Here is a 20,858-nt window from a genome sequence, read left to right on the forward strand (position 1 = left end):
CGGCCGTCTGGTGGGACTCAGGTCTCCTTCTTGCCCTCCGCGGCCTGCTGGGCGACCGCGTACCCCATCTGCAGGAAGTCGGAGGCGGCGACCGCGGTGAGGGCGGTGGCGACCATCCGGGTGAGCCGAGGGGCCAGGACCAGGCCGCCGGTCAGTCCGGTGGCCACCCATACCGCCAGACAGAACGGACAGCTGAGCAGTTCGCCGATGGCGTGCCGGGTGGAGCTGCCCGAGTCGCGCACCTGCTCCATCACCTCGCCACTGCCGATCGGCCGGTCGTAGCGGGTGAACGGCGCCCGCAGCGGACTGGTCACCGCGTCCTTGGACAGCAGCCGGCTGAGTTTGTGGGTGGCGATGGCGACGAGCACCACGTCGGATGTGGCCGGCCGCTCGGGCACACTGCGGCCGGTCACCTTGGCCAGGCCCGCGATCGCGCCGGTCACCGCGGCGTAGGTGCCCATCGCCGCCAGGTATCCGCCGAGTGGACGGTGTTCGTGCGGTGCGTACGCCTGGCGGAGGCGCGCCGCCTTCTGCTTCAGTTCGCTCACCGGTCTCCTTCGAGTCACGCAACGATCGCCCGGCGGGGGTGGGCTGGCCCGGTACGGGCCGCCCCGCCTCAGCCTGCCTGCAGGTTGTCGGCCACCTCGCGGGCGAGGTTGGTCAACGCCTCGTCGGCCAACCGGTCGGCCTCGTCGCCCCCGCCGAGTTCGAGCCGAAGCCAGCACCCACCGGCATCGGCCGGCTCCACCCAGAGCTCGGCGGACCAGTCGTCGTGCCGGGCACCCCACCGGGCCCGCAACCGCTGGACGTCACCGTCGCGATCGGGATCGGCCGACAGCAGTGGCTCGGGCAGCCAGGCGGAGATCCGGTCGGGGTCGGTCGCCGTGTTGAAGGCGACTTCGGGAGGGGCGGAGACGCCCCGCTGCGCGTACCCCATCAGTGGCCCCGCAGCCGACTCGGGTCGACCTCGCGTCCGGGGTGCCGGGCCAGGTACTCGGTCTCCAGTTCGGCGGTCCGCCGCAGGTGGTTGGCCAGCGCCGAGTCGGTCGCGTGCCGGAGCGTGTCCAGCCGGGTGCGGTGCAGGCTCTGCACCTCACGGATGAGATCCTCTTCGGCCAGCTCGGCCGGATCGATGCCGGGCAGGTCGGCGTCGGCCGCCGGGGCCGCGACACGATCGTCTCCCCACTCGGGGATCCGCTGCTCGGGGCTAACCTCCGTGCCGCTGGCAGGAAATCCGTCCTGCGGTCCCGATGCCGTCATCTCCGCCCCCTCGTCAGTCGTGGGTTGGCATCTGTACGGTTGCCCGCTGCGGGTGGGGCCAAACCATCGCCGCCACTACGACGCCGTGTCGGAGAGCTCCGACGGCTCCCGGTACCCTCGTTGCCATGAAGCGGCTCTGGACCCCGGCGTGGATCTTCCGCCACGCGGCCATGGTCGTTCTGGTGATCACCTTCCTCACGCTGGGCTGGTGGCAGGTCAGCCGGGCCTCGGCGGGCAATGCCATCAGCTGGGGCTACGCCGTCGAGTGGCCGATCTTCGCGGGGTTCGTGGTCTTCGTCTGGTGGCGGGAGGTCCGTCACGCGCTGGGCGACAGGTCCACCACCGACGTGGCCGGCTCGGCGCAACGCGGCACCGGGCTGGCCGATGACGCCGCCACCATCGGCACCACGGCCGGCCTGGCCGGCACCGCCGGTGCGGGCCGTCCGCGACCGGGGATTCGTCGGCCGGTACGGGCCACCCGGGTCACCGCCGGTGAAGGCGACGCCGATCTGGCCGCCTACAACCGCTACCTGTCTTGGTTGAACGCCAATCCGGGCGCGAAGCCCGGCGACTATCCCGGCTGACCGGGTCTGAAGAACGGACGAGAGAGTGCGCGCTGCCCTCACCCGCTACCGCGTGATCGCCTGGGTCGTCGGCGTGGTGCTGATCCTGTTGGTCGTGATCGGCATGCCACTCAAGTACGGCTTCGACCAGCCGATCGTGGTGGAGACCGTGGGCCAGGCGCACGGCTTCCTCTACATGGTCTACCTGGTCGCCGCCTTCGACCTGTCCCGGCGGGCCAACTGGCCACTCAGGCGGATGATCCTGGTGATGCTCGCCGGCACCGTGCCGTTCGTCTCGTTCTGGGCCGAGCGCCGGGTGAGTGCCCTGGTCGCGGCCGAGCAGCGAGGCCAGGAGCAGGCGCCGGAACCGGTTGCCGGCTAGCGCCGGGGTCGCCAAGGTCGCGCGACTGTGAGCGGGTCCTCCCAGGCGCCGTAGCTGTTCATCTCCCGCGCCCGGCGCAACGCCCGGCTCACCTGGCCGAACTGGCGTTCGTCGTCGCTGCTGAACAGCAACTCGTCCGACCCCGCGACGCGGCCCCACAGTTCGTACGCCGGCGGACGCCACCGGTCGCCGGCGACCGCGAGCAGCACCGGCACCAGGAACACGGCGCCCAGGATGAGGTAGGCCCCGGCGGTGAGCCGTTGCAGCCCTCCGGTGAACCCGAGCAGCAGGCCGACACCACCGATCACCGTGACGGTGACCAGGACGGCTCGGGTCGCCACCCGGTCGTGCGGTCCTCGGGTGCTCTGCAGGTGGGTCAGTTCGGCGACGCGCCAGCTGGTGCGGCCGACCGTGAACCGGTCGACGGTGACGATGATCCCGGGTCGGGCGTAGAGCAGCGTCGGTTCCCGGCCGGCGCCGCGTGGTGGCCGCGGCGGGTGGGTCCTCGCGCCTTCGGGGTTCACGGCCCTCCTCCCACGACCGGGGTGCCGGGTCGGCCCCGCCGACCTCTTCCATCGATACCGGCTGGCGAGACCGGTAGGCGAAAGTTCCGGCTGTGCGCTTCATTGTGTGCCGTCGGCGCCAGTCCTTCCCGCCGTTTGCGGTGGTCAGGGCGGGCAGGCCGGGGGCCACCCCGCCGGAAAGAGCATGCCAAGTCCGTCTTATCGGTTATAGCGGCCGGGCATCCGACGTCATGCGCCGAGAGCGACTAGTCCGATATTTGGCTATATAAGGAATTAATCCTACTTGCCTGGCTCTACACCGCCCCACCACCACCAATCGTCCCGACTTTCTCTGCGGTCGACTCCCGCCCCGTACTAGGTTGGGCAGGTCGGCTCGGCCGGCCGCCGTCCGACCGGACGGCACCGGGCCGACGCCGTCGCGGAGCATCAGCAGCCCGCGCCGGCCCCGGGAGAGGAGCGTCCGAGCTCTTGTCGTCCCTGACGCACACGCTGCGTGCCCTGACAGCCGCCGCTTTTTCGCTGGCACTGGTCGTGCCGGCGACGGTGGCCCGGGCCGAACCCTCGCCCGCCGAGCTGACCCGGCGGATCGAGAAGTCCTCCACCGAACTGGAACGCGTGGTGGAATCCCACAACGAACTGCGAGAGAAAATCAAGGAGAACCGAACCGCCGTCGAGCGGCTGGAGTCCCGGATCGGCCCGCTGGAGCAGCAGACCGAGCGGAGCCGAGCGGACGTCGGTGAGATGGCGGTGACCGCGTACAAGACCGGCAATCTCGGCACGGTGGACGCGCTGCTGCACGGCGGCGACTCGACCACGGTGCTCGACCGGCTCGGGACGCTGGATCACCTGACCCGACAACGGCAGGCCACCATCGCCGGCTTCACCGCCGACCAGCGCCGGCTACTCGACGAGAAGACCCGCCTCGACGTCACGCTCAACCGGCAGGCGGCGCAGTCACGGGAACTGGCCTCGGCGAAGCAGCGAATCGAACGCGACCTGGCCAGGCTCTACGAGCTGCGTCGGCAGGCGTACGGCCGGGCGGCTGAACGCCCGACCAACCAGGCCAGCAACGCAGCCGACGCCCCCGCCGTCTCCGGAAAGGCGGGCGTCGCCGTGCGGTACGCCTACGGTGCGCTCGGCAAGCCGTACGGCTGGGGCAACGACGGGCCGGGCAGCTACGACTGCTCCGGGCTGACGTCGGCCGCGTGGCGGGCCGCAGGGAGTTCGCTGCCGCACAACACCCGGATGCAGTGGGGTGTGGTGGCACACGTCAGCCGCGCTGAGCTGCGCCCCGGGGACCTCGTCTTCTACCGCGGCCTCGGCCATGTGGCGATCTACGTGGGCAGCGGGCAGGTCATCCACGCACCAACCTTCGGCCGCAACGTCGAAAAGCGCGACGTGGACCTGATGACACCGTACGGCTACGGCAGGGTCCGCTGACCTGATCCCGCGCGTCGGGGTCGGTGGCGGTGGCCGCCGCAGCTGGCGAACGGCCGGCGTTCCCTTGTCGGACGCCGGCCGTTCGCCGTCGATCTCTACCAGCTCAGGCGGCCTGCAGGCCTTCGGCGCGGGCCAGCTCACGAAGCCGGCCGAGCGCCTGGATCTCCAGCTGCCGGATCCGCTCCCGGGAGAGCGAGAACCGCGAGGCCACCTCGGTCAGGGAGTGCTCCCGGCCGTCCTCCAGCCCGTAGCGGGCCCGCATGATGCCGGCCGAGCGGTCGTCGAGGTGGTTCAGCAGCCCTTCGATGCGCTGCCGCTCCAGCCCGGTCAGCACGATCTCCTCAGGCGAGGGGGCGTCGCTGTCAGCAACCAGGTCGCCGAGGTTGGTGTCGCCGTCGTCACCGATCGGGGTGTCCAGCGACACGGTGTCCTGCGACCAGCGGACCAGCTCGTTGACCCGCTCGACGGTCACGCCCAGGGAGGCCGCGATCTGCTCCGGCTCCGGGTCGCCGCCCAGTTCACGGGTTAGCTGCCGGGTCACGTTGCGCATCCGGTTGACGTCCTCCACCAGGTGCACCGGTAGCCGCACGGTGCGCTCCTGCTGAGCGATCGCCCGGCTGATCGCCTGACGGATCCACCAGGTCGCGTAGGTCGAGAACTTGTAGCCACGTTCGTAGTCGAACTTCTCCACCGCTCGGACCAGGCCGGTGTTGCCTTCCTGGATCAGGTCCAGCATGGGCATCCCCGAACGGACGTAGCGCCGGGCGATCGACACGACCAGTCGCAGGTTGGCCCGGATGAACAGGTCCTTGGCCTGCTCTCCGTCGGAGACCAACCGCGCCAGGTCATCCCGGGTGGCCCCGTCGGGTACGCGGTCCTCGCCGAGCAGATGCTCGGCGTAGAGCCCGGCCTCGACGGCCTTGGAGAGGTCGACCTCCTTGGCGGCGTCCAGCAGTGGCGTCCGGGAGATCTCGTGCAGGTAGACTCCGACCAGGTCGCGCTCCTCGGCAACCTCGTCGGTACGCATCCCGATGTTCTTGTCCACGGTGCCCACGGTCCCCTCGCTCGCGCCGGTTGCCCGGTTCCTTGCCATCCCCACGTCCATCAGCGCTCCCCGGTCAACATCCGCTGTGCCCACAGGTGCTGACATCTACACAACAGATGAGACGTGTCGGGGATTCCTCGTCGTGGGTCGAAAGTGTCACGAATGCCTGATAATCAGCTGAGAGCACGGTCCATGTTTGCTGTCAGCATCCTGCCTGGGTGTCACCGGCAGGCATTCGTAAGGTCGACGGATCGACAGACCGCCGTCCGTCCCGGTCCAGGCAACACTGCCCGGCCCCTCAGGCACAGCGACCGGGTCACCGCCGTACTGCGATCCTGGTCACTGCCTGATACGCGTACGCGGACCAGTTGGTTCATCCACGCCGGTGGTAATACCCCACGCCATGGTGAACAATCCGCGCCCCGGTCCTATGCCCGGTCGGCGAACGGGGCCAGCGCACCCTGGCGAAGGTCGCCTGAGACTCCGGGCCGCAACGGGCGCCTCGCCGGTCCGCCACACCGATCATGCCCGCCTGCGGGCGGAGCCGAGCCGGTGGGAGCGGACGGCCTCGGCGGTCACCTCGAGCGCCTTGCGGGTCCGGGGACACGGTTGCGCACGGCCACGCCGACGTACAGGCAGTCGACCACGGTCAGTTGGGCGAGCCGGCTGGCCGTCACGGTAGGTGGTCTCGCGGGCCGCGGTGGTCAGCACATCCTCGGCGGCCCCGGTGACCGGCGAGCGCGGAAAGTTGGTCAGCGCCACCGTCGTGGCTCCCCCGGCGGGGGAATGCCGGCACCAGCCTGCCACCGGTCCACCGGGGCCGCCCTCCCCGCCGGGCCGAGAAGCCCCGGTCGGGTGGGGGCCGGCTGCCCACCGACCGGGCGGCGGTACTAGCCTCACGTCATGGCGGATCGCAGTGTGCTGGTCACCGGGAGCACGGGCGGGCTCGGCGCGGCCGTCACCGCCGCGTTCGTCGATGCGGGATGGCGCGTGGTCGCACCGCAACGCCAGCAGCCGACCCCGACCCGCCGGCCGGAGGCCAACGCGCCGGTCCGGCTCGTCGCGGACCTGACCGACCCGAAGGATGCCGCCCGGGCGGCCGAGGTGGCTGCCGGCGATCCGGCGGCGCCACTGCGCGCCGTGGTCAACCTTGTCGGGGGGTACGCCAGCACCGGCCTGGTCCACGAGACCTCGATCGACGACTTCGACCGGATGCTGACTCTCAACCTCCGCCCGACCCACCTCGTCACCCGGGCCGCGCTGCCCCACCTGGTCACCGCCGGAGGCGGCGCGGTGGTATGCATGGCCGCCCGGGCGGCCCTCACGCCCTTTCCGGGCGTCGCCGGCTACGTGACCGCGAAGGCCGCCGTACTCGGCTTCGCCGCCGCTGTGGCGGTGGAGTACAAGAACGCCGGGGTCCGCTGCAACACGGTGCTGCCGAGCGTCATCGACACGCCGACCAACCGGGACTCGATGCCCGGCGCCGACCAGTCGCGCTGGGTCGATCCGGCGGAGATCGCCTCGGTGATCCGCTTCCTGGCCTCGGACGAGTCGGCGCCGACCAGCGGCGCGGCCGTTCCGGTCTACGGTCGGGCCTGAAGCGGCACCAGGTCCCATGCCGGGCCCGGATCCGGCCCATGGGCCCTCGTCCGGTCCTGCCCGACCGGCTCGGCATCGGCTGCCAGCCAGCCGGCCAGGTGCCCTCGAATGTCGCGTGCGATGTCGTCCGGCCGTCGATCCCCGTCGACCAGTACGAACGTCGGATACTCCGGCAGCGCCCGGTAGGCCCCGTCGGCGGCGCTCAGATACTCCAGGCTCTCGTGGTCGGTGCCCCGACGCTCGATCCGCCGGTACGCCACACCCGGCTCCACCGTCAGCAGAAACGTCACCTGCGGTCGGGGGAAGAGTCGGTAGGCCGCTCTGACGAGACGTTCCCAAAGGTGCCCGCCGTGCGCGTGCAGGCTGGCGTACTGGCAGGCGGCGTAGCGGTCCATCACGGCCACCCGTCCGCTGAACAGGCTGCCGAGCAGGGTCATCGCGATAGCCAGCCACCGCAGTAGGGACTCCACCAGGAGCATCCCGTCGCGGCCGACGAGCCCCTGCGCGTCCGGCCGGCCGAGCCGTTGGGCGGCCCGCCCCAACCACCGCCGGCCGCCGGCATTGCGATGGTAGGTGGCAGGGTGTCCCGCCGCGTTGAGTGCCTCGGCGAGCCGGTGGGCCTGGGTGGTCTTGCCCGATCCGTCGATACCGATCAGGGCTACGGTACGGAGCCGGGTCGCGACGCGCCGGACTCCCGTCGATCCGGGGACTCCCGTCGAACTGGCCACTCTCCACAGGTTATCCGACCCACGCATACGCCCTGTCCCAGTTGTCCTCTTCGTTAACTGTTCGCACCGTTCCACAAGGCGTGCAGGTGTGGGCGACCGGAATGCCGGGTACCGATCGGGATCCCACCGGTGGCACCCCGATCAGGTCGACGGGAGAGGCGAGATGGCCGAGCGCGACGACGAAACTCTCCTACACACTCTCAAGAAGGTCGCCGCCGTGCTCAAGCAGTCGGACATAGCATTCGCCCTTGGCGGCAGCTTCGCCGTGTACGCGCACGGCGGACACTCCAGCGAGCACGACGTCGACTTCCTCATCCAGGAACAGGACGTCGAGCCCGCGATGGAGGCGCTGGTTCAGGCCGGCTTCACCGCCGAACGGCCTCCGGAGGACTGGCTGGTCAAGGTCTACGACGGCGGCCGGATGGTGGACCTGATCCACCGCCCGATCGAGACCCCGGTGACCGAGGAGACCTTCGGTGACACGGTGGTACGGCCGGTCGACGCGATCCACATGCCGGTGCTGTCGGCCACGCAGCTGATGGTGCACAAACTGCTGAGCTTCTCCCAGCACTACTGCGACTTCGCTCGCGGCCTGCCGCTCGCCCGGTCGCTGCGAGAGCAGATCGACTGGGAACGGGTACGCAAGGAAACGCAGCACTCGCCGTACGCCGAATCGTTCCTGGTGCTGCTGGACAGGCTGGACGTCGTGCCGCAGCCCGGCACGGCCGACGGGAGGGGAACATTGTGACCGCGCAACACGACTCCGGGGCCGGGCCGCCCGACGAGTACGTCGAGGCGGAGATCCACAATTTGCTCGCCGGGGATCCGGCCGTCGCCGAGCAGGGAATCACCGTGGTCCGCACCGAACGCGCCCTCGTGCTGCACGGCGAGGTCGAGAGCGCGCATCGGCGAGAGGAGATTGTGCGCCGGGTGGCTGAGCGCTTCCCGAATGTGCCGATCACCAGCGATATCGGGGTGATCCGCACCCAGGCACCCACGGAGATCGAGCAACTGCCCTGAGGAGGTCTGATGGTTGTCCGGCTCGCCGCCGTGGGCGACGTACATCTGGACGAGGACGTGGTCGGACGGTTCCGGCCCACCCTGGAGGAACTACCCGGCAAGGTCGACGCGCTGCTGCTGGCCGGCGATTTGACCCGGCACGGCACCGAGGCCGAGGCGCGCTGTGTGGCGCGCGAGTTCGGTGGCCTGGGCGTACCGGTGATCGCCGTCCTGGGCAACCACGACCACCAGTGCGACCAGGTGCCGGAGGTGGTCGGCGCGCTGCGGGAGGTGGGTATCGTGGTGCTGGAGGGCGACGGCGTGGTGTTGGACTGTCCCGGCGGCCGGCTCGGCATCGCCGGGGTCAAGGGCTTCGGCGGTGGCTTCGCCGGGCGGTGTGCCAGTGACTTCGGTGAGCCGGAGATGAAGGCCTTCGTACGCACCACGACCGAGAGCGCCGACCGGCTGGGCGAGGCGCTGCGCTCGCTGGAGTGCGACGTGCTGGTGGCCTTGAGCCACTACTCACCGGTGCCGGACACCCTGGCCGGCGAACCCCTGGAAATCTACCCGTTCCTGGGCTGCTACCAGCTTGGGCAGGCGATCGACTCGGCGCCGACCGCGCTGGCCCTGCACGGGCACGCGCACCACGGCACCGAACGGGGTACCACGCCGGGCGGGGTGCGCGTCCGCAACGTCGCCCATCCGGTGATCAAGCAGGCGTACAGCGTCTTCCACCTGGGTGACCACCTTGATCAGGGAGAGGTTTCCGGCGTCGGTGCCGGGGGTATTCAGCAAAAATGGAGCTGATTCTCTGGATTCTCGCAGTCGTACTGGTGGTCGCCGGCATCCTCGCGTTGTTCCGTCGGCAGATCCTCTGGGGCATCGTCCTCATCGTGGTCGGGCTGCTCGTCGGCCCGGGTGGTGTCAGCATCTTCAGCTGATCGGGCGGCGCAGGGCGCCGCACACCGGACCCGCCGGGGTCGTCGCGACCGGAACTCCGTCCTCCCGACAGGAGCCACCGGGCGCGGCGACCTCGGCGTGCTGCCCGCAGCCCGTCAAGGCCCGCACGCCGACCAGCGGGTTTGCCACCCCCGAAACGGGGAGAACCTCCCGCCATGCGTACTACACCGGAGAACCGACGACACGGCGCACGCCAGTGGTGGGTGCTGGCCGGACTCGGGGCGGCCGTTCTGGTCGCCGCCGCCCTCGGCAACCTGGCCGCGGTGGGTGCCGCCGCCGACTACTCGAATCTTGAGCAGCCCGCGTGGGCTCCGCCCTCGTGGTTGTTCGGCCCGGTCTGGACGATCCTCTACGTGATGATCGCTTTCTCCGGCTGGCTGGCCTGGCGTCAGGCAGGGTTCGGCCCGGAGTTGGGCGCCTGGGGTGTCCAACTGGTGCTCAACGCCGCCTGGACCCCGATCTTCTTCGCCGCCGGGTGGTACGGGCTGGCCTTCACCGAGATCGTGCTGCTGTGGCTCGCGGTCGGCGTGACCGTCCTGCTGTTCTGGCGCATCAGCCGGGCCGCGGCAGCGCTGCTGCTGCCGTACTGGGCCTGGGTCACCTTCGCCGCGTCGCTGAACTACTCGGTCTGGCAGCTGAACAGCTGACCACGCCGGACGAGGAGCGGTCGGAGCACCACCTCCGATGCTGGAACTCCTCGGCTGGGAGCTTTCCGCCGACGACGCCGGGTTTCCGGATCGTTACTCGGTCGTGTCCGTCTCAGGGTGGACCGCAGCCCGATGCAAGCGCTTACATGGGGACACGCCCATCGGACCGGCGCCACGGTCAACCGGATGCGACCTGGCCAGCGCCGGCTAGGAAGGAGGACGGCATGGCGATCTCTGCCAGGCCACGCCAGGCCCTCGCGATCGCTGGTGCGATCGGACTGGCGCTCAGCGCCACCGCCTGCGGCACCGGAAGCAGCAACAACGGCAGCGGCAAGAACGCCGATTCCGCGGAGTGCGCCCCGTACGAGACGTACCAGGGCCACGACGGCAAGACGGTGACCATCTACTCGTCGATCCGGGACATCGAGGCCGACCGCCTGGCCCAGTCCTGGAAGCAGTTCGAGGACTGCACCGGCATCACGATCAACCACGAGGGAAGCGGCGAGTTCGAGGCCCAACTTACCGTGCGGGCCGACGGTGGCAACGCCCCCGACCTGGCCTTCATCCCTCAGCCCGGCCTGTTGCAGCGGTTCGCCGAGCGCGATCAACTGAAGCCGGCCGGTGCCGATACCAAGGCGATGGCCGAGGCGAACTACCCGGCCGACTGGCTGAAGTACAGCACCATCGACGGCACCTTCTACGGCGCGCCGCTCGGATCGAACGTCAAGTCGTTCGTCTGGTACTCGCCGAAGATGTTCCAGGAGAAGGGCTGGACCGTCCCGACCACCTGGGACGACATGATCAAACTCAGCGACACCATCGCGGACAGCGGCACCAAGCCGTGGTGCGCCGGCATCGAGTCCAGTGAGGCCACCGGCTGGCCGGCCACCGACTGGATCGAAGACGTCATGTTGCGGACGCAGACCCCCGAGGTCTACGACCAGTGGACCACGCACCAGATCCCGTTCAACGACCCGCGGGTGGCCGAGGCGCTGGACCGCGCCGGCACCATTCTGAAGAACGACAAGTACGTCAACGGCGGTTTCGGCGGCGTGCGCAGCATCGCCACCACCTCCTTCCAGGAGGCCGGTGTGCCGATCACGGCCGGCAACTGCGCGCTGCACCGCCAGGCCTCGTTCTACGCCAACCAGTGGCCGGAGGGCACCCGGGTGGCCGAGGACGGCGACGTCTTCGCGTTCTACTTCCCGGCCATCGACCCGGCCAAGGGCAAGCCGGTGCTCGGCGGCGGCGAGTTCGTGGCCGCGTTCAATGATCGTCCCGAGGTGCAGAAGGTGCAGACGTACCTCGCCTCGGGCGAGCACGCCAACAGTCGCGCCAAGATCGGTGACTGGGTGTCCGCGAACAACAAGGTTGACCTGGCCAACGTCGCCAACCCGATCGACAAGCTGTCGGTGGAGATTCTCCAGGACGACAGCTCGGTCTTCCGGTTCGACGGTTCCGACCTGATGCCCGCCGCTGTCGGCGCCGGGACCTTCTGGAAGGGCATGGTCGAGTGGATCAACGGGGGTAGCACCGCCTCCGTACTCCAGGGCATCGAGAGCAGCTGGAAGTGAGCCCAGCGGTGGGCCGGTCCGCGATCGCGGACCGGCCCACCGGCTCTGCCGATGACCCCTGGGAGGGTTGATGAACTTCGACTTCGCCGACCAGGCGCCGAAACTCATGATGCTGCTGTGGGGGCTGGTCGCCTTCGCGGTGGTGGTCGGCGGCCTGCTCATGCTGCTCGACGCGGTGCCGGCCTTCTTCGCCCGGCGCCGCGAGGCGCGGATCGTCGCCGCGTCCGTCAACGGGGCACCGACGCGTCGGCAGGCCAAGCCCCGGGAGGGGCTGTTCGCGCTGTTCTTTCTGCTGCCGACCCTGCTACTGCTGATGATCGGTCTGGTCGTGCCGGCGCTCCGGACCACCCTGCTGTCCTTCATGGACGGCAGCAGCCAGAACTGGGTGGGCCTGGACAACTACCGCTGGATGTTCGCCGACGACGCGATCGTGCGGGTACTGCTCAACACCCTGATCTGGGTAACCCTGGTGCCGCTGGCGGCGACCTGCATGGGTCTGCTCTACGCCGTACTGATCGACAAGGTGCGGCTGGAGGCGGTGGCCAAGTCGCTGATCTTCATGCCGATGGCCATCTCGTTCGTCGGTGCCAGCATCATCTGGAAGTTCGTGTACGCCTTCCGCAGCCAGGAGCAGGAACAGATCGGCCTGCTGAACCAGATCATGGTCAGCCTCGGCGGCGAGCCTCGGCAGTGGCTGCTCGACTCACCGCTGAACACGCTGCTGCTGCTCGTGATCATGGTGTGGATCCAGGCCGGCTTCGCCATGGTGGTGCTCTCCGCGGCGATCAAGGCCATCCCGGCCGACATCATCGAGGCCGCCCGCCTCGACGGGGTCAGCCCGTGGCAGATGTTCCGGCAGATCACCCTGCCGAGCATCCGACCCGCGCTGATCGTGGTGGTGGTCACCATCTCGATCGCCACGCTGAAGGTCTTCGACATCGTCCGCACCACGACCAACGGCAACTACGACACCAGCGTAATCGCCAACGAGATGTACAACCAGGCGTTCCGGTACGGCCAGAACGGTCAGGGTTCCGCCCTTGCGGTCTTCCTCTTCGTCCTGGTGGTACCGATCGTGATCTTCCAGATCCGCAACATCCGCCAGCAGCGACGGGAGGCCTGAGATGACCACGACCACTCCCCCGGTCGCCGCCGGCAGCCAGGCCACCAGCCAACAGTCGACAAGGGCGGCGCGGGTACGCAAGCGGCTCAACACCCGTGCCGCGAGCCTCATCGCCATCATCATCGCGGTCGTCTGGACCATCCCGACCTTCGGTCTGCTCGTCAGCTCCTTCCGGCCGGAGAACCAGATCAAGACCTCCGGCTGGTGGACGTTCTTCAGGGATCCCCAGTTCACCCTCGACAACTATCAGGACGTGCTGTTCGGGCAGTCGTCGTCGTCCGGGCAGCTCGCCGGTTACTTCGTCAACTCCCTGGTGATCACCCTGCCGGCGGTGCTGTTCCCGCTCGCGTTCGCGGCCCTGGCCGCGTACGCGCTGGCCTGGATCAACTTCCGCGGTCGGGACTGGGTGTACATCGGCATCTTCGCCCTACAGATCGTGCCGTTGCAGATGGCCCTGGTGCCGCTACTGAGCTTCTTCTCGCGGGGGGTCAGCCTGGGCGGCGTCACCCTGATGCCGGCCTGGAATCTGGACGGCGCGCAGAATTTCGCCCAGGTATGGTTCGCGCACACCTGCTTCGCCCTGCCGTTCGCCGTGTACCTGCTGCACAACTTCGTCTCACAACTGCCCAGGGACCTGATGGAGGCGGCCCGGGTCGACGGGGCCACCCACCCCAAGATCTTCCGCACCATCGTCCTGCCGCTGATCGCACCCGCCCTGGCCGCGTTCGGCATCTTCCAGTTCCTCTGGGTCTGGAACGACCTGCTGGTCGCGCTGATCTTCGCCGGTGGCAGCGAGGTGACCACGCCGCTCACCGTCCGGCTGGCCGAACTGGCCGGCACCCGGGGCAACGAGTGGCAACGGCTGACCGCCGGAGCGTTCGTCTCGATCGTCGTGCCGCTGATCGTGTTCCTGTCGTTGCAGCGCTACTTCGTCCGAGGTCTGCTTGCCGGCAGCGTCAAGGGCTGATCCGCCAGTGGTGCCGCCGACGGCGGCGGCACCACTGGCGGGACCGGAGCGGGGTGCACCGTGACGAAGATCGACGACGTCGCCCGGCTGGCCGGAGTCTCCACGGCCACCGTCTCCCGGGCGCTGCGCGGGCTGCCGACCGTGTCGACGACCACCCGCCGGCGGGTGCTGGCCGCAGCCGAGCAGCTGCAGTACGCCGTCTCGCCCAGCGCCTCACGGCTGGCCGGCGGCCGGACCGGCACCGTGGCGGTGGTGGTCCCCCGGATCACCCGGTGGTTCTTCGGCGTGGTCGTCGAGGCGGCCGAGGACTTCTTCCACCAGGCCGGCTACGACCTGCTGCTGCACAACCTCGGCGGGCGGGAGCACAACCGGCAGCGCCTGCTGCACGCGGCCAACCTGCACAAGCGGGTGGACGCGATCATGCTGGTCGCCACCCCGCTACGCGCCGCCGAACTCGCCCCCCTCGCCGCACTGGAGCTGCCCGGGGTGACCGTCAGCTCCGGCACCACCGTGCCCGGCTGGCCCTGCGTACGCATCGACGACCTGGCGGCGGCACGGACCGCCACCCGGCATCTGCTGGATCTCGGACACCGCCGGATCGCGCACATCTCGGGTGACCCCGACGACGAACTAGCCTTCACCGCACATCTTGACCGGCGGCGGGGCTACCAGGAGGAGATGCGCGCGGCCGGCATCCGTCCCGACCCGAGCCTCGACGTGGAATCGCGCTTCGACATCGCCGGTGGCACCCGGGCCACCGAGGAACTGCTGCGCCGAGGTGACCCGCCAACGGCAATCTTCGCCGCCTGCGACGAGATGGCGATGGGTGCGCTCACCGCGCTGCGCGACGCCGGCCTGCGGGTACCCCAGGACGTCAGCGTGATCGGAATCGACGACCACGCCCTCTCCGGCGTACTCGGGCTCAGCACCATCGCCCAGCCGGCCGCGGAGCAGGGCCGGTTGGCCGCGAAGGTGCTGCTCGACCCGCTCTGCGGCCACACCGGCGCAGCCGGCACGAGCACAACCGGATCCTCGGTGATTCTGCCCACTCGGCTGGTCGTGCGTGAATCGACCGCACCGGCGTGGGCACACTGAACGCCAGTCACCACCGTCGCCCGGGCCCACCGGCCCGCACGGCTCGACCATGGGAGAACGCCCTGAACGACAATGCGACGCACCAGGCCCCGCCCGCCGACCCGGCCACCGGCTGGTGGACGGAGGCGGTGATCTACCAAATCTATCCGCGCTCATTCGCCGACTCCGGCGGTGACGGCATCGGTGACCTGCCCGGGATCACCGCCCGCCTCGACCACCTGGCGGAGCTGGGCGTGGACGCGGTCTGGCTCTCACCGTTCTACCCGTCACCGCAGGCCGACGCCGGGTACGACGTGGCCGACTACCGAGGCGTCGAGCCACTGTTCGGCACGCTCGCCGACGCCGACGACCTCATCGCACAGGCCCGTGCCCGTGGACTGCGGGTGATCGTCGACCTGGTGCCCAACCACACCTCCTCGACACACGCCTGGTTCCAGGCCGCGCTGGCCGCCGGGCCAGGTGACGCCGAACGACAGCGGTACATCTTCCGGGACGGCCGGGGACCCGACGGCACCGAGCCGCCCAACGACTGGCAGAGCGTCTTCGGCGGCCCGGCCTGGACCCGGCTCGCCGACGGCCAGTGGTACCTGCACCTCTTCGACACCGGCCAGCCGGACCTTAACTGGGACAACCCGGAGGTGCACGCGGAGTTCCTGGACGTGCTGCGGTTCTGGCTGGACCGTGGCGTGGACGGCTTCCGGGTCGACGTGGCCCACGGCCTTATCAAGCAGGCCGACCTCGCCGACTGGCAGGAACCGCAGGAAATTCTCTCCGGGCAGGAAGCAGACAAGCCCCGCCCGCCGATGTGGGACCAGGACGGCGTACACGAGGTCTACCGGCAGTGGCGGCGGCTGCTCGACGGCTATCCCGGCGAGCGGATCCTGGTCGCCGAGGCGTGGGTGGAGCCGGCCGAGCGGCTGGCCCGGTACGTGCGCCCCGACGAGATGCACCAGGCGTTCAACTTCGAGTACCTGCTCGCCGCCTGGACCGCCCCGGCCCAGTACGCGGTGATCACCCGGTCGTTGTCGGCCACCGACACGGTCGGCGCGCCCACCACCTGGGTACTCTCCAACCACGACGTGGTACGTCACGCATCCCGTCTCGGCCTGCCGGTCGGCACCACCCGGCCCAACGGTATCGGCGTCGGCGACGAGCAACCGGACGCGGCGACCGGTCTGCGGCGGGCCCGGGCAGCCACCCTGCTGATGCTCGCCCTGCCCGGCTCGGCCTACCTCTACCAGGGTGAGGAACTCGGGCTGCCGGAACACACCACCATGCCCGACGAGGCCCGCCAGGACCCCACCTGGGAACGCAGTGGGCACACCCAGCGTGGCCGCGACGGCTGCCGGGTGCCGATCCCGTGGGAGGCCGACGCGCCCTCGTACGGGTTCGGGCCGACCGACGCGAGCTGGCTGCCGCAGCCGGCGATCTGGGCCGAGTACGCACTGGACCGCCAGCACGGGGTGGTCGGCTCGACGTACGAGATGTACCGGACGGCGCTACGACTGCGCCGTACGCACAGGCTCGGTCGGGGCACGCTGAACTGGCTCCCCTCCGGCGACGAGGTGCTGGCCTTCCGCAACGACGACGTGGTCGTACTGACCAACTTCGGCACCGCCTCCGTACCGGTTCCCGCCGGCGAACTGCTGCACAGCAGCGCCCCGTTGGACACCGACGACCAGGTCCCCACCGACGTCACAATCTGGGTTCGCACGGCCTGAGCTGTAAGAGAAGGGCCTCTGTTAACGCCTCCGGTAGAGCACCAGGCGTTCACCGAGGCCTTCCCTACAGCTTCTCAGCGCGGGTGTGGAGCAGTTGGTTCACGTCGCTGATGTCCTTCGGCGAGGTCCGGGCGGCCAGCCAGTACATGATGCCGGTGGGAATGAAGAAGAGCTGGAACGCGGCCAGCCCGACGGCGTAGTTCAGCGGTGGAGGGAAGGCCGCCCGCAGGCCGTGGAAGGCCACCCCGACCAGACCGTTGCCGGCCGCCCGGCCCACCCCGTTGACCAGGTTGCCAAGGCTGTAGACCGTGCCCCGGTGCTCGGGCGGGTTGGCGTCGGCGATCAGCGCGAACCAGTTCGGCGAGTTCGCCGAGGTCAGCGCCAACGCGAGAAGCGCGGTGAGCAGGCTCAGCCCGACCGTCGGTTCGGTGACCACGCTGCCCAGCACCGCCCGGACGATGGCGCCGGTGCCGGCACCGTCGGGTACCTCGATGCGGATCGGCACGAAGAACAACACCAGGTAGAACGGGACCGCGGTGAGGATGCCGACGGCGGCGACCAGGGCCCGCCCGGAGGGCGTACGTCGTTGCAGGGCGTCGCCGATCAGCCCGCCGACGATGGAGAGCACTCCGCCGAGCTGGAACAGGGTGGCGAAGACGCTGCCCACCACGATCGCGGTCGAGGGTGAGTACCCCTGGTCGCGGGCCCGCTCGGCGAAGAGCACCGGGAGCCAGACCAGCGAGCCGAAGGCGGCCTGCGCGGTGAGGCCCTGAAGGATCAGCCAACGGTTGGTCTGCCGGCCCAGGACGACGGGCAGGTCGGCCCGGCTGATCCGGTAGTCGTACTCCGCGCCACCGGCGAGCGCGTCGACCAGTTCCGGCTCGCTCTGGCCCCGCCGGATGTCGTAGGTGAGGAGGTAGGCCGCCGTGGCGGCCACTCCGACGACGGTGAGCAGTAGGAACGGCCGGCGCCAGTCGGCGGCTCCGAGCAGCCCGCCGACCAGGGTGCCGGCCAGGGTGCCCACCCCCTGGGAGAGGCCCCAGAAGCTCATCACCAGGCCCCGCCGGCGGGGTGAGATCAGGTCGGTGACCACCGAGAAGCCGACCGAGCCGACCGCGCCGAGCCCCACCGCGGCGAGCAGCTGCGCGGCGAGGAACGTCGAATAGTCTCCGGCCAGTCCGCTGCCACCCGTGCCGGCCGCCCAGAGCAGGGTGCCGATCATCAGCAACGGCTTCCGGTGGGTGCGGTCGCCGAAGTAGGCCCAGCCGACCGCCGCCACCGCGCTGACCAGGAAGCTGACCGCGGTCACCAGGCCGAGCAGCCGCTGCGGCACCTGGAAGGAGTCGGCGATCGCGCCGTAGAGCGGCGGCACCAGTCCGATCGCCACGTTGTCCAGCGAGGCGAGCAACACGAAGACGACGACGCTGTAGAACCGGTGCGCCGGACCGCCACCCCATGCCCGCGTGGGCCGGCCCGTGCTCAAGGTCATGCGGGCAGCCAACCAGGGCTGGATAACGGGCCGGTCACCGGGTCGGCCGGCGGTCCGGCGCCGGTGGCGGTGCGCGCCCGGCCGGGACACGCACCGCCATCCGCCCTCACGTGGCGGGACGGTCCAGATGGCGCTCGCGCGCCTCGGCGTAGCGGTCCCGGATGGCCGGGACCGGCTCGGCCGGGTACTCCTCGGTGCCGGACGGCGTCCACGGCGGTGCCTCCGCCCCGCCCAGGGCCAGCCAGGCTGCCTGGCGGGCGGCTCCGTCGGCGACGTACTCGCCGGGCGGCGGAACGACCACCGGGCAGCCGAAGACCTGTGCAGCGATCCGGCGTACGGCCGCAGAGCGGGCCCCGCCGCCGACCAGGATGACCCGTCGTACCGTCGCACCCTGCGCGGCCAGCGCGTCGAGGCCGTCGGCGAGCGCGCAGAGCATGCCCTCCACGGCGGCCCGGGCCAGGTGCCCGGGGGTCGAGGTGCGCAGGGTCAGACCGTGCACCGCCCCGGTGGCCAGCGGGCGGTTCGGGGTCCGTTCACCCTCCAGGTAGGGCACGAGGACCAGCCCGTCCGCGCCGGGCGGCACGGAGAGCGCCAGCTCGGCCAACCCGTCGAGGTCCACCCGGAGCATTCCGGCCGCCGCGTCGAGCACCCTGGCCGCGTTGAGTGTGCAGACCAGCGGCAGGAAGCGGCCGGTGGCGTCGGCGAAGCCGGCGACGATACCGGTCGGGTCGGCGGCCGGCGCGTCGGCCACGCTGAACACGGTGCCCGACGTGCCGATCGACACCACGACGTCGCCGGGTCCGGCACCGACCCCGAGGCCGGCGGCGGCGTTGTCTCCGGCCCCCGGTCCGAGCAGCGGCCCACCCGGCAGCTTGCCGGCGACCTCTGCCGCACCGAGCACGGTCGGCACCCGCACCGCCCGGCCGAGCGCCTGCTCCAGCAGGTCGGTGCGGTACTCGCCGGTGGCCGGTGACCAGTAGCCGGTGCCGCTGGCGTCACTGCGGTCGGTGCGCAGGGCGTCCAGGCCGGGTGCGCCGGCCAGTTGCCAGGTCAGCCAGTCGTGCGGCAGGCAGACCGCCGCCACCCGGTCGGCGTTCGCCGCCTCGTTGCGGGCCAGCCAGCGCAGCTTGGTGACCGTGAAGCTGGCCACCGGCACGCTGCCCACCGCGTCGGCCCAGAACTGGCGCCCGGCCTGCCCGCTGCCGGCCTCCGTGACCAGTTCGGCCGCTGCTCCGGCGGACCGGGTGTCGTTCCACAGCAGAGCCGGCCGGATCACCTGACCCGCTTCGTCCAAGCAGACCATGCCGTGCTGCTGGCCGGCGACAGAGACCGCGGCGACGTCGGCCAGCCCGCCCGCAGTGTCGATGGCGGTCTGGAGGGCGGACCACCAGGCGGACGGGTCGACCTCGGTGCCGTCCGGGTGCGGCGCCCGGCCCTGCCGGACCAGGGCACCGGTCTCCGCGTCCCGGACGACCACCTTGCAGGACTGGGTGGAGGAGTCCACCCCGGCGACGAGCGGCATACCGTCCGCCTCAGCGCGCGCCGAGCACGTGCTCGACGGCGAGCTGGTTCAGCCGGACGAAGCCGAAGCCGCGGGCGGCGGTCGCCTCGACGTCGAACTCCTCGAAGGCGCTGGTGTCGGCGAGCAACTCGGTGTAGCTCTCGCCGGCGCTCAGGGTCGGTACGGCCAGCTCGCTGACCTTGCTCGCGGCGAGCGCCTCGGCCACCTCCGGGTCGGCTCGGAACGCCGCGGCCCGCTCCTTGAGCAGCAGGTAGGTGCGCATGTTGGCCGCCGCCGAGGCCCAGACCCCGTCGAGGTCCTCGGTGCGCGACGGCTTGTAGTCGAAGTGGCGCGGCCCGTCGTAGGCGGGGCCGCCGCCTGGACCGCCGTGCTCCAGCAGGTCGACCAGGGCGAACCCGTTGAGCAGGTCGCCGTGGCCGAAGACCAGGTCCTGGTCGAATTTGATGCCACGCTGGCCGTTGAGGTCGATGTGGAACAGCTTTCCCTGCCAGAGCGCCTGGGCGATGCCGTGGACGAAGTTCAGCCCGGCCATCTGCTCGTGGCCGACCTCCGGGTTCACGCCGACCAGCTCGGGGTGGGCCAGGGTGGAGATGAAGGCGAGGGCGTGCCCGACGGTGGGCAGCAGGATGTCGCCGCGCGGTTCGTTGGGCTTGGGCTCCAGGGCGAAGCGCAGGTCGTAGCCGCGGTCGACGACGTACTGGCAGAGCAGGTCGACCGCTTCGCGGTAGCGTTCGAGGGCGGCCTGGACGTCCTTGGCCACGTCGTACTCGCTGCCCTCCCGGCCACCCCACATGACGAAGGTGCGTGCGCCCAGCTCGGCGGCCAGGTCGACGTTGTGCAGCACCTTGCGCAGCGCGTAGCGGCGGACGTCACGGTCGTTGCTGGTGAAGCCGCCGTCCTTGAAAACAGGCTGCTGAAAGAGGTCGGTGGTGACCATCGGCACCACGATGCCGGTCTCGTCGAGCGCCTTGCGGAACCGGGCGATCTGGGCATCCCGGTTGGCGGCGTCCGCGCCGAACGGAACCAGGTCGTCGTCGTGGAAGGTGACGCCGTACGCCCCCAGCTCGGCGAGCCGGTGCACCGACTCCACCGGGTCGAGCGCTTCTCGGGTGGCGTGGCCGAACGGGTCTCGGCCCTGCCACCCGACCGTCCAGAGCCCGAAGGAGAACTTGTCGGCAGGGGTGGGACGGGGTGCCATGGCAGACCTCCGGTGATGTCGT

The 20,858-nt window shown here is 70.4% G+C and carries 23 protein-coding genes and 1 pseudogene; 14 read left to right on the forward strand and 10 right to left on the reverse strand.

The features are described 5' to 3' along the window. Positions 1–17: 17 nt before the first annotated feature. The 3 genes from ACFHWY_RS16995 to ACFHWY_RS17005 all read right to left on the reverse strand — a co-directional run bounded on the left by ACFHWY_RS16995 (position 18) and on the right by ACFHWY_RS17005 (position 1,260). Entirely contained in the window at positions 18–548 is a 531-nt protein-coding gene (locus tag ACFHWY_RS16995; protein WP_416581168.1) for a DUF1360 domain-containing protein, read from the reverse strand. A 68-nt stretch (positions 549–616) separates the two neighbouring features. Beyond that, the gene (locus tag ACFHWY_RS17000) at positions 617–937 is read right to left on the reverse strand and encodes a hypothetical protein (protein ID WP_416581169.1); all 321 of its coding nucleotides are present in this window, start codon (positions 935–937) and stop codon (positions 617–619) included. Then, positions 937–1,260: a DUF6158 family protein gene (locus ACFHWY_RS17005; protein ID WP_416581170.1), complete on the reverse strand. Its 324-nt coding sequence runs from the start codon at positions 1,258–1,260 to the stop codon at positions 937–939. Before ACFHWY_RS17005 ends, ACFHWY_RS17000 begins: the two co-directional genes overlap by 1 nt. Before the next feature lie 125 nt (positions 1,261–1,385). On the opposite strand from ACFHWY_RS17005, the gene ACFHWY_RS17010 reads away from it, so the two are divergent. After that, a complete protein-coding gene (locus ACFHWY_RS17010; protein ID WP_416581171.1) occupies positions 1,386–1,844 on the forward strand; it encodes a hypothetical protein in 459 nt (152 codons plus the stop codon). Positions 1,845–1,869: 25 nt separating this feature from the next. Continuing rightward, entirely contained in the window at positions 1,870–2,205 is a 336-nt protein-coding gene (locus tag ACFHWY_RS17015; RefSeq protein WP_416581172.1) for a DUF3817 domain-containing protein, read from the forward strand. Here ACFHWY_RS17015 and ACFHWY_RS17020 read toward each other — a convergent pair. Further along, positions 2,202–2,729: a DUF6232 family protein gene (locus ACFHWY_RS17020; RefSeq protein ID WP_416581173.1), complete on the reverse strand. Its 528-nt coding sequence runs from the start codon at positions 2,727–2,729 to the stop codon at positions 2,202–2,204. The two genes, ACFHWY_RS17015 and ACFHWY_RS17020, sit on opposite strands and share 4 nt — an antisense overlap. 468 nt (positions 2,730–3,197) lie before the next feature. Here ACFHWY_RS17020 and ACFHWY_RS17025 point away from each other — a divergent pair, with 468 nt between their 5' ends. Then, positions 3,198–4,169, forward strand: coding sequence for an NlpC/P60 family protein (locus ACFHWY_RS17025; protein WP_416581174.1), 972 nt, complete (start codon positions 3,198–3,200; stop codon positions 4,167–4,169). Between the two features lie 103 nt (positions 4,170–4,272). Here the strand turns inward: ACFHWY_RS17025 and ACFHWY_RS17030 are convergent, their stop codons facing one another. Together ACFHWY_RS17030 and ACFHWY_RS17035 are read right to left on the reverse strand one after the other, a co-directional pair. Beyond that, the gene (locus ACFHWY_RS17030; RefSeq protein ID WP_416581231.1) at positions 4,273–5,262 is read right to left on the reverse strand and encodes a sigma-70 family RNA polymerase sigma factor; all 990 of its coding nucleotides are present in this window, start codon (positions 5,260–5,262) and stop codon (positions 4,273–4,275) included. 474 nt (positions 5,263–5,736) lie between these two features. Continuing rightward, positions 5,737–5,994 (reverse strand): annotated as a pseudogene (locus ACFHWY_RS17035) (MurR/RpiR family transcriptional regulator); the annotation flags it as partial. Positions 5,995–6,117: 123 nt separating this feature from the next. On the opposite strand from ACFHWY_RS17035, the gene ACFHWY_RS17040 reads away from it, so the two are divergent. Then, on the forward strand, positions 6,118–6,813 hold the full coding sequence (locus ACFHWY_RS17040) for an SDR family NAD(P)-dependent oxidoreductase (protein WP_416581175.1): 696 nt from the start codon (positions 6,118–6,120) through the stop codon (positions 6,811–6,813). Here ACFHWY_RS17040 and ACFHWY_RS17045 read toward each other — a convergent pair. Further along, complete coding sequence (locus tag ACFHWY_RS17045) at positions 6,798–7,568, reverse strand: dTMP kinase (RefSeq protein ID WP_416581176.1); 771 nt, start codon at positions 7,566–7,568, stop codon at positions 6,798–6,800. The two genes, ACFHWY_RS17040 and ACFHWY_RS17045, sit on opposite strands and share 16 nt — an antisense overlap. Before the next feature lie 136 nt (positions 7,569–7,704). Between ACFHWY_RS17045 and ACFHWY_RS17050 the strand changes: the two genes are divergently transcribed. From ACFHWY_RS17050 to ACFHWY_RS17095, 10 genes are all read left to right on the forward strand, one after another. Beyond that, entirely contained in the window at positions 7,705–8,289 is a 585-nt protein-coding gene (locus ACFHWY_RS17050; protein WP_416581177.1) for a nucleotidyltransferase family protein, read from the forward strand. Continuing rightward, positions 8,286–8,561, forward strand: a complete 276-nt coding sequence (locus ACFHWY_RS17055; RefSeq protein ID WP_416581178.1) for a hypothetical protein — start codon at positions 8,286–8,288, stop codon at positions 8,559–8,561. The genes ACFHWY_RS17050 and ACFHWY_RS17055 overlap by 4 nt, the downstream gene beginning before the upstream one ends. A 9-nt stretch (positions 8,562–8,570) precedes the next feature. After that, positions 8,571–9,347 carry a metallophosphoesterase family protein gene (locus ACFHWY_RS17060; RefSeq protein ID WP_416581179.1) on the forward strand — a complete coding sequence of 259 codons (777 nt, stop codon included), beginning with the start codon at positions 8,571–8,573 and terminating at the stop codon, positions 9,345–9,347. Continuing rightward, entirely contained in the window at positions 9,338–9,481 is a 144-nt protein-coding gene (locus ACFHWY_RS17065; RefSeq protein WP_018786997.1) for a GPGG-motif small membrane protein, read from the forward strand. The genes ACFHWY_RS17060 and ACFHWY_RS17065 overlap by 10 nt, the downstream gene beginning before the upstream one ends. 174 nt (positions 9,482–9,655) lie before the next feature. Then, the gene (locus ACFHWY_RS17070) at positions 9,656–10,147 is read left to right on the forward strand and encodes a TspO/MBR family protein (RefSeq protein ID WP_416581180.1); all 492 of its coding nucleotides are present in this window, start codon (positions 9,656–9,658) and stop codon (positions 10,145–10,147) included. Between the two features lie 224 nt (positions 10,148–10,371). Then, positions 10,372–11,721, forward strand: coding sequence for an ABC transporter substrate-binding protein (locus ACFHWY_RS17075; RefSeq protein WP_416581181.1), 1,350 nt, complete (start codon positions 10,372–10,374; stop codon positions 11,719–11,721). Positions 11,722–11,791: 70 nt separating this feature from the next. Then, positions 11,792–12,844: a carbohydrate ABC transporter permease gene (locus ACFHWY_RS17080; protein ID WP_416581182.1), complete on the forward strand. Its 1,053-nt coding sequence runs from the start codon at positions 11,792–11,794 to the stop codon at positions 12,842–12,844. Position 12,845: 1 nt separating this feature from the next. Further along, complete coding sequence (locus ACFHWY_RS17085) at positions 12,846–13,811, forward strand: carbohydrate ABC transporter permease (RefSeq protein WP_416581183.1); 966 nt, start codon at positions 12,846–12,848, stop codon at positions 13,809–13,811. A gap of 60 nt (positions 13,812–13,871) precedes the next feature. Beyond that, entirely contained in the window at positions 13,872–14,906 is a 1,035-nt protein-coding gene (locus ACFHWY_RS17090) for a LacI family DNA-binding transcriptional regulator (RefSeq protein WP_416581184.1), read from the forward strand. Positions 14,907–14,968: 62 nt separating this feature from the next. Beyond that, complete coding sequence (locus ACFHWY_RS17095; RefSeq protein ID WP_416581232.1) at positions 14,969–16,627, forward strand: glycoside hydrolase family 13 protein; 1,659 nt, start codon at positions 14,969–14,971, stop codon at positions 16,625–16,627. 64 nt (positions 16,628–16,691) lie between these two features. Here ACFHWY_RS17095 and ACFHWY_RS17100 read toward each other — a convergent pair whose 3' ends face one another. The 3 genes from ACFHWY_RS17100 to xylA form a co-directional block, all read right to left on the reverse strand. Continuing rightward, positions 16,692–18,116 carry an MFS transporter gene (locus tag ACFHWY_RS17100; RefSeq protein ID WP_416581185.1) on the reverse strand — a complete coding sequence of 475 codons (1,425 nt, stop codon included), beginning with the start codon at positions 18,114–18,116 and terminating at the stop codon, positions 16,692–16,694. A 106-nt stretch (positions 18,117–18,222) separates the two neighbouring features. Continuing rightward, positions 18,223–19,638: a xylulokinase gene (xylB, locus tag ACFHWY_RS17105; protein WP_416581186.1), complete on the reverse strand. Its 1,416-nt coding sequence runs from the start codon at positions 19,636–19,638 to the stop codon at positions 18,223–18,225. Positions 19,639–19,648: 10 nt separating this feature from the next. After that, positions 19,649–20,836, reverse strand: a complete 1,188-nt coding sequence (xylA, locus tag ACFHWY_RS17110; RefSeq protein WP_416581187.1) for a xylose isomerase — start codon at positions 20,834–20,836, stop codon at positions 19,649–19,651. Between the last annotated feature and the right edge of the window lie 22 nt (positions 20,837–20,858).

Source organism: Micromonospora sp. LOL_024 (assembly GCF_048060415.1).
In the GTDB taxonomy this organism is placed as follows: Bacteria; Actinomycetota; Actinomycetes; order Mycobacteriales; family Micromonosporaceae; genus Micromonospora.

Excerpts from the sequence above, each read along its gene's own strand:
- ACFHWY_RS17000 (WP_416581169.1), bottom strand. The coding sequence starts at position 937 with ATGGGGTACGCGCAGCGGGGCGTCTCCGCCCCTCCCGAAGTCGCCTTC.
- ACFHWY_RS17005 (WP_416581170.1), bottom strand. The coding sequence starts at position 1,260 with ATGACGGCATCGGGACCGCAGGACGGATTTCCTGCCAGCGGCACGGAG.
- ACFHWY_RS17010 (WP_416581171.1), top strand. The coding sequence starts at position 1,386 with ATGAAGCGGCTCTGGACCCCGGCGTGGATCTTCCGCCACGCGGCCATG.
- ACFHWY_RS17030 (WP_416581231.1), bottom strand. The coding sequence starts at position 5,262 with ATGGCAAGGAACCGGGCAACCGGCGCGAGCGAGGGGACCGTGGGCACC.
- ACFHWY_RS17040 (WP_416581175.1), top strand. The coding sequence starts at position 6,118 with ATGGCGGATCGCAGTGTGCTGGTCACCGGGAGCACGGGCGGGCTCGGC.
- ACFHWY_RS17045 (WP_416581176.1), bottom strand. The coding sequence starts at position 7,568 with ATGCGTGGGTCGGATAACCTGTGGAGAGTGGCCAGTTCGACGGGAGTC.
- ACFHWY_RS17050 (WP_416581177.1), top strand. The coding sequence starts at position 7,705 with ATGGCCGAGCGCGACGACGAAACTCTCCTACACACTCTCAAGAAGGTC.
- ACFHWY_RS17060 (WP_416581179.1), top strand. The coding sequence starts at position 8,571 with ATGGTTGTCCGGCTCGCCGCCGTGGGCGACGTACATCTGGACGAGGAC.
- ACFHWY_RS17065 (WP_018786997.1), top strand. The coding sequence starts at position 9,338 with ATGGAGCTGATTCTCTGGATTCTCGCAGTCGTACTGGTGGTCGCCGGC.
- ACFHWY_RS17070 (WP_416581180.1), top strand. The coding sequence starts at position 9,656 with ATGCGTACTACACCGGAGAACCGACGACACGGCGCACGCCAGTGGTGG.
- ACFHWY_RS17075 (WP_416581181.1), top strand. The coding sequence starts at position 10,372 with ATGGCGATCTCTGCCAGGCCACGCCAGGCCCTCGCGATCGCTGGTGCG.
- ACFHWY_RS17080 (WP_416581182.1), top strand. The coding sequence starts at position 11,792 with ATGAACTTCGACTTCGCCGACCAGGCGCCGAAACTCATGATGCTGCTG.
- ACFHWY_RS17085 (WP_416581183.1), top strand. The coding sequence starts at position 12,846 with ATGACCACGACCACTCCCCCGGTCGCCGCCGGCAGCCAGGCCACCAGC.
- ACFHWY_RS17100 (WP_416581185.1), bottom strand. The coding sequence starts at position 18,116 with ATGACCTTGAGCACGGGCCGGCCCACGCGGGCATGGGGTGGCGGTCCG.
- xylB (WP_416581186.1), bottom strand. The coding sequence starts at position 19,638 with ATGCCGCTCGTCGCCGGGGTGGACTCCTCCACCCAGTCCTGCAAGGTG.
- xylA (WP_416581187.1), bottom strand. The coding sequence starts at position 20,836 with ATGGCACCCCGTCCCACCCCTGCCGACAAGTTCTCCTTCGGGCTCTGG.